This is a genomic window from Tissierellales bacterium (genome assembly GCA_035301805.1).
Lineage (GTDB): Bacteria > Bacillota > Clostridia > Tissierellales > DATGTQ01 > DATGTQ01.
In genome coordinates this window covers 1-5,381 of the sequence record DATGTQ010000219.1, presented here as the reverse complement: position 1 = coordinate 5,381, position 5,381 = coordinate 1, and the positions used below count along the sequence as shown (strand labels likewise).

The following is a 5,381-nucleotide window of genomic DNA, read 5'->3' as shown; positions in this document are numbered from 1 at the left end:
AGGCGTAAGTCTATTTAAGGAAGACAATGCTTCAAGGACAGTTACTACGACCCCTATCTGTACAATTATTATCTCACGAGAAAGTGAGATTGAAAAGAAGTTACAGTATTTAAACTGTAACTATATTATACGAGGACAATTAAATTCTGAACAATGGTATAATAAAAATATAAATATTTGGGAGGAATTTAAATGGCTAAACACTATGAGGAAGGATTTAAAAAGCAAATAGTAGCTCTATATAATAATGGCAAGTCTTTGGCAGACATTAACAGAGAATATGGGATTGCAAAATCAACTATAAAAACATGGGTAGAAAGATATAATGATTCAGGTTCATTTAAAATTGATGATAATAGAACTGAAGAGGAAAAAGAGTTAATTGAGCTAAGAAAAAAAGTAAAGCAATTAGAAATGGAAAATGATATTTTAAAGCAGGCAGCGTTAATACTAGGCAGAAAATAGACCTAGTTATCTCCAATAGGGATAAATATAGTATTAGCGCAATGTGTAAGCTTCTTAAGGTTCCAAGAAGCCTTGTATATTATCATCTAGGTAAAAGGCAGGAAGATAATAAGGTTTCTGAAGAAGAAGTTAAATTAGAAAATGAAATTATTAAAATTTTTAGGGAAAGTAGAAATAATTATGGAACTAGAAAAATAAAAAAGGAATTACAACGTAGGGGAATTGTTGCCTCTAGACGGAAAATAGGCAATATCATGAAAAAATATTCCCTAGTATCTAATTACACTGTGGCACAATATAAGGTGGGGAAAAGTAAATGTAATGAAGATAAAATAGAAAATGTGGTAAATAGGGAATTTGATGATAGGGAAACATTAGAAGTAGTAGTAAGCGATCTGACCTATATAAGGGTTAATAATAAATGGTGCTATGCATGTACCTTGTTAGATTTACACAATAAAGAGGTTATAGGATATTCTGTTGGGGAAAATAGAGATGCAGAACTTGTATACCAGGCATTCCTTAGCTGTAAATACCCCTTATCTGAAATAGAAATATTTCACACTAATAGGGGCAACGAATTTAAAAATAAATTAATAGATGAAACAATTTCTACTTTTGGAATTAGGAGATCATTAAGTTCCAAGGGTTGTCCATATGATAATTCACCAGCTGAAAGTTTCAATAATATATTAAAAGTTGAGTGCATAAAGGGTAAGAAATTCAATACTCTAGAGGAGTTAGAACTTGAACTAATGGATTATATTAATTGGTATAATAATCATGGATTACATGGATTATTAGACTATTTAACACCAAAGGGATATAAGGAAAAACAATTAGGGGCCAAATAATTAGTCCTAAGGGATTCAAGGAATAAAATTTCCTGTGAATTTGCATCTATATAAAAAGATTATTTTTTGATCCTGTCAAGGGCGAGCGATAGCGAGTTTATTTACCCTTGACTGGAGCAAATAAATAATCTTAGAATTGCAAATAAATTCATAGGGATTTATATAAATTGTTCGGTAAAAATATGTCCAAAAAAGTGTTGACATATCAATCTTTACCATTAGAAGAGAGAAAACTAGCAGATATATTCCTGGATTTTGTACAAAACAGAAAAAAACAACAAGGTACTTTAATGTCTCAATTTTTATATATGGATGACATAGAAAAGATACAAAATGAAATTAAGGAGTTTAAATTTAGCTATAGCACAGTTGAACCTAAAGGGTCAATATCATTTAAGGAATTGACAACACGTGATATCTATATATGCCAAACCAAAAGGAATAGGTAACCCAATACCAATTGAGAGAGTTAGTAATGCAATAGTAAATATACAGCATAAATTGGAAATATCTATTAAAGGACAAGTTTACTATAGTGATGCATATATACAGTGGGAAAATGGGATTCCTAGCATAAGATGCGGCAAAGCAGTTCGAATTTCTATACCTAATTTTGGGAGTACTGAATATCATTATTTCAATATAAAAGTTGACTTCATTGGAACCCTGAATGAAAGAATACGTGATTTATGTTTTATTAGGGACATGACAAAACATAAGGAATTCTCTATAGATAAATCTAGAATTCCATTTGAAAATTTTAACTTTGAACACGAAGAGGATCTTTATGAAAAGATTAATAATTTAAAGCTTTTAAAACAGCGTCTAGAATACTATGGTGTAAAAGCAGGCTTAAATCTTGATATTCTTACAGATGGAGATGATATTAAGCTATCGATAGTTATGGAAGAGAATCCACCTATTAGTAAATATAATATTGACTTATCAGAATCACGTATATTGAAGATGAAAATAGCTAACATTGCTATTTTATTAATGGTGGAAGAAGACATGGAGGAAGGTTGTTATAAACTTAAAGATTTTTTTGCAAATACTTGGGATGTTACTTATGTTTTAACTGAAACAACGGAACACATACCCATGAGTCAATTTTTGGTTCTGGGTAAAGAAGGATTATTAGCAGATAATATTAATTTACAGAAGATTATAAATGATATAAAAAGAAATCATAGCGAAAATAAAAATATTGGATATGTAAATACATTTTTATTAGAGGCCATTAAGGCCTATGATGAATGTAGTGCTCAACAAACCGAACTAAGATATTTAATAGAAAACCTATCTAGGTGGCTTTATGAACAAAGTAAGGAAGATTATACTTTTTTAAATCTAGCCCAAGTTAAATACAGGATAGGTAGATTGGATAATATTGATATTGATAAAATAATGCATATGAGGGGCATATGTAAAGACAATATAGAAATGTTAGCAGGAATTTCTATTTTATTAGATGAAAAGGAACAAGCAAGGGATTTAATCAATAAAATGGATAAGGAGGAAAGGGAAATATTTATGGACTATCCTATTTGTTATCTTCTAGGAAATAAAGAAATTGGTTAGAACTTAGAGATCTTCTAATTTGATTTATAAAGTTAATAAATATAAAATTATAATTACAAAGGTAAAAACACGGTCTGGTTGGTAGTACAGGCGTAGCATATTGCTATTATTAATCTGCCTCCTTGGTTGTCCATTCTTTGTTTATATTATATTAGAGAGGAATTAATATGAACAAAGTAGCACTAACATTAACAGTCTATTTTAATGGACAATTTTGGATAGGGATATATGAACGTGTATCTGATGGGAAATTAGAAGTTAGCAAGATTACTTTTGGATTAGAACCAAAGGATTATGAGGTTTATAGCTTTATTCTTGAAAATTGGAGATATTTAAGATTTCGTCTAGCTGTTGAAGATAATACTAAGGCTAATACAAAAATAAATCTTAAAAGGATGCAAAGAGAAATTAATAAACAATTAAAAAGTAAAGGCATAGGAACGAAATCTCAACAGGCATTAAAATTGCAACATGAACAAAATAAACTAGAGAGAAAGGCTGTAAGTAAGAGAAGAAAGAAGAGGAAAAGAAAATTCAGCTTGAATTAAGGCAGCAAAAGAAAAAGGCGAAACACCGAGATAGATAAATTTTGAAAGGTAATTAGCTTTATTAGGTATAAGGTGATTGATATAAACTAAGAGCTGGGGTATTAAAAAACATTAATGATTGTTAGAATAGTTTTTAGTTTAGGACTTAGAATTAAATTTTAACTATTAATCGAGAGTGAAACAGATCTAATTGAAGAATTTAGATAATTCACATAATGAAGTATGGTAAGGGGATGTATCAGTGAAAAAACAATTATCGGAAATGACTTTAGCAGAGTTATGGATTTTATTTCCTATTATTCTAAAAGACCATAATCCAGATTATATCAAGTGGTATGAACTGGAGAAAGAAAACATCATAAAATGTGTAGGCTTAGAAAATATTAAGCGAATTAACCATATTGGAAGTAGTGCAATAAGTGGCTTGATTGCAAAACCGATTGTGGATATTCTAATGGAGGTTGATAGAAATTTAGACATGGAACAGATAAAAATTATTCTTATAGATAATGGATGGATACTAATGCATGAAGGAAATAAGGGAAATGAAGGAATTGTACTTAACAAGGGGTATACACCTGATGGATTTGCTGAAAAGGTATATCATCTTCATGTTCGATATTTTGATGACTGGGACGAGCTTTATTTCAGGGATTATCTTTTAGTGCATAACAATATTGCTAAGGAGTATGAGAAGTTTAAGTTAAGTTTGTTACAAAAGTATGAGAATAATCGTGATGGATATACTGAGGCAAAGACACATTTTATTAAGAAATACACAGAGAAAGCAAGAGAAGAATTTGAAGGTAGATATAATCCGGAGAATTAAAGTTTCCTTAAAATAAAAAAGGCTATTTCATAACTAATCAATTAGTTATGAAACAGCCTTTTTTATTTTAGTAAAGCGTTTATTTTTTCTTATTTTCCTCGGTGATAGTTTTAAGAAAATTTGAAAGACTTTTAATTTGTTTAGTATTTAATTCTTTTGCACTGTCTAAGAGCTCTTTTAAGCCATCTTCAACAGTCGTAGAAGAATCTTCTGATGCAAAAAAATCAGCTAGGGTTATACCGAAGACATCACATATTTTTTGAATAGTAGGGACATCGGGTATTCTGTGCCCATTCTCTAATTTACTTATTACAGGTTGGGAAACATTACAGTAGTCTGCTAATTCACTAGTGGTCATATTATGCTTATCTCTTAATTGTCTAATTCTTTTTCCAACGTCCATTTTTATTCTCCTAACATTCTATAATGGAATAATTATTGTAATTTTATTCTATAATTATAAGGTTTATATAACAATGGTGTTTCTAATATCGAATAAAATACTTGACAAATATTCTAAAATAGAATAAAATCTAAAGTAGAAAGATGATTCAGAATATATAATCAAATGTTTCTTTTAAATTTTATACTGATAAATGATATATACAATTATATTTTTTAATAATTACTTTTAGAGGGAAAGGGGTGAGTTTAATAGGAAAAAATAGACTAATTTTTAGTTAAACATTTGGACGATGCGGTTTAAGATAGTTAATGAGAAAGGAGAAAAAATGGATAGTAAAAAAGTTGCTAAATTAGCAAAACATCTAATTAATTATTCAGTTGAATTAGAAAAAGGAGAAAATATTTTAATAGAGACCTTTGATGGAGGGGACGAACTAGTTAATACGCTTATAGAAGAGGTACATAATGTAGGAGGGAATGCATTTTTAAGTGTAAAATCAAATAAAATCCTTAGAAAACTTTTATTAAATGGAACTGAAGAACAAATAGAGCGTATGGCAAAGATTGAATGTGACAGGATGGATCAAATGGATGCATATATAGGTATAGAAGGTGTAAACAATAAATGTGAACTAAGTGATGTACCTATTAAGAAAATATGCTCCTATTTAAAACTCTATAATTATCCACTACATTGTA

The 5,381-nt window shown here is 29.4% G+C and carries 7 protein-coding genes; 6 read left to right on the top strand and 1 reads right to left on the bottom strand.

Going from position 1 to position 5,381, the window contains the following annotated elements:
* The 5 genes from VK071_11190 to VK071_11170 all read left to right on the top strand — a co-directional run.
* Positions 1 to 232: hypothetical protein (locus VK071_11190; GenBank protein ID HLR35874.1), on the top strand; the 232-nt coding region annotated here is incomplete at its 5' end.
* Positions 193 to 1,319 (top strand): IS3 family transposase gene (locus VK071_11185; protein HLR35873.1). Its coding sequence is split into 2 segments (ribosomal slippage): positions 193 to 463 and positions 463 to 1,319, totalling 1,128 coding nucleotides; the frame shifts between segments, so codons are not numbered across the junction. The genes VK071_11190 and VK071_11185, both read left to right, overlap by 40 nt.
* Before the next feature lie 411 nt (positions 1,320 to 1,730).
* Positions 1,731 to 2,900 (top strand): hypothetical protein, encoded by a 1,170-nt coding sequence (locus VK071_11180; GenBank protein HLR35872.1) that lies wholly within the window; start codon positions 1,731 to 1,733, stop codon positions 2,898 to 2,900.
* A 167-nt stretch (positions 2,901 to 3,067) separates the two neighbouring features.
* The gene (locus VK071_11175; GenBank protein HLR35871.1) at positions 3,068 to 3,448 is read left to right on the top strand and encodes a YjdF family protein; all 381 of its coding nucleotides are present in this window, start codon (positions 3,068 to 3,070) and stop codon (positions 3,446 to 3,448) included.
* A gap of 241 nt (positions 3,449 to 3,689) precedes the next feature.
* On the top strand, positions 3,690 to 4,277 hold the full coding sequence (locus VK071_11170; protein HLR35870.1) for a GrpB family protein: 588 nt from the start codon (positions 3,690 to 3,692) through the stop codon (positions 4,275 to 4,277).
* Between the two features lie 79 nt (positions 4,278 to 4,356).
* On the opposite strand, the gene VK071_11165 is transcribed toward VK071_11170, so the two are convergent.
* Complete coding sequence (locus tag VK071_11165) at positions 4,357 to 4,680, bottom strand: helix-turn-helix transcriptional regulator (GenBank protein ID HLR35869.1); 324 nt, start codon at positions 4,678 to 4,680, stop codon at positions 4,357 to 4,359.
* Between the two features lie 328 nt (positions 4,681 to 5,008).
* Here VK071_11165 and VK071_11160 point away from each other — a divergent pair.
* On the top strand, positions 5,009 to 5,381 hold a 373-nt coding region (locus VK071_11160), incomplete at its 3' end, for an aminopeptidase (protein ID HLR35868.1).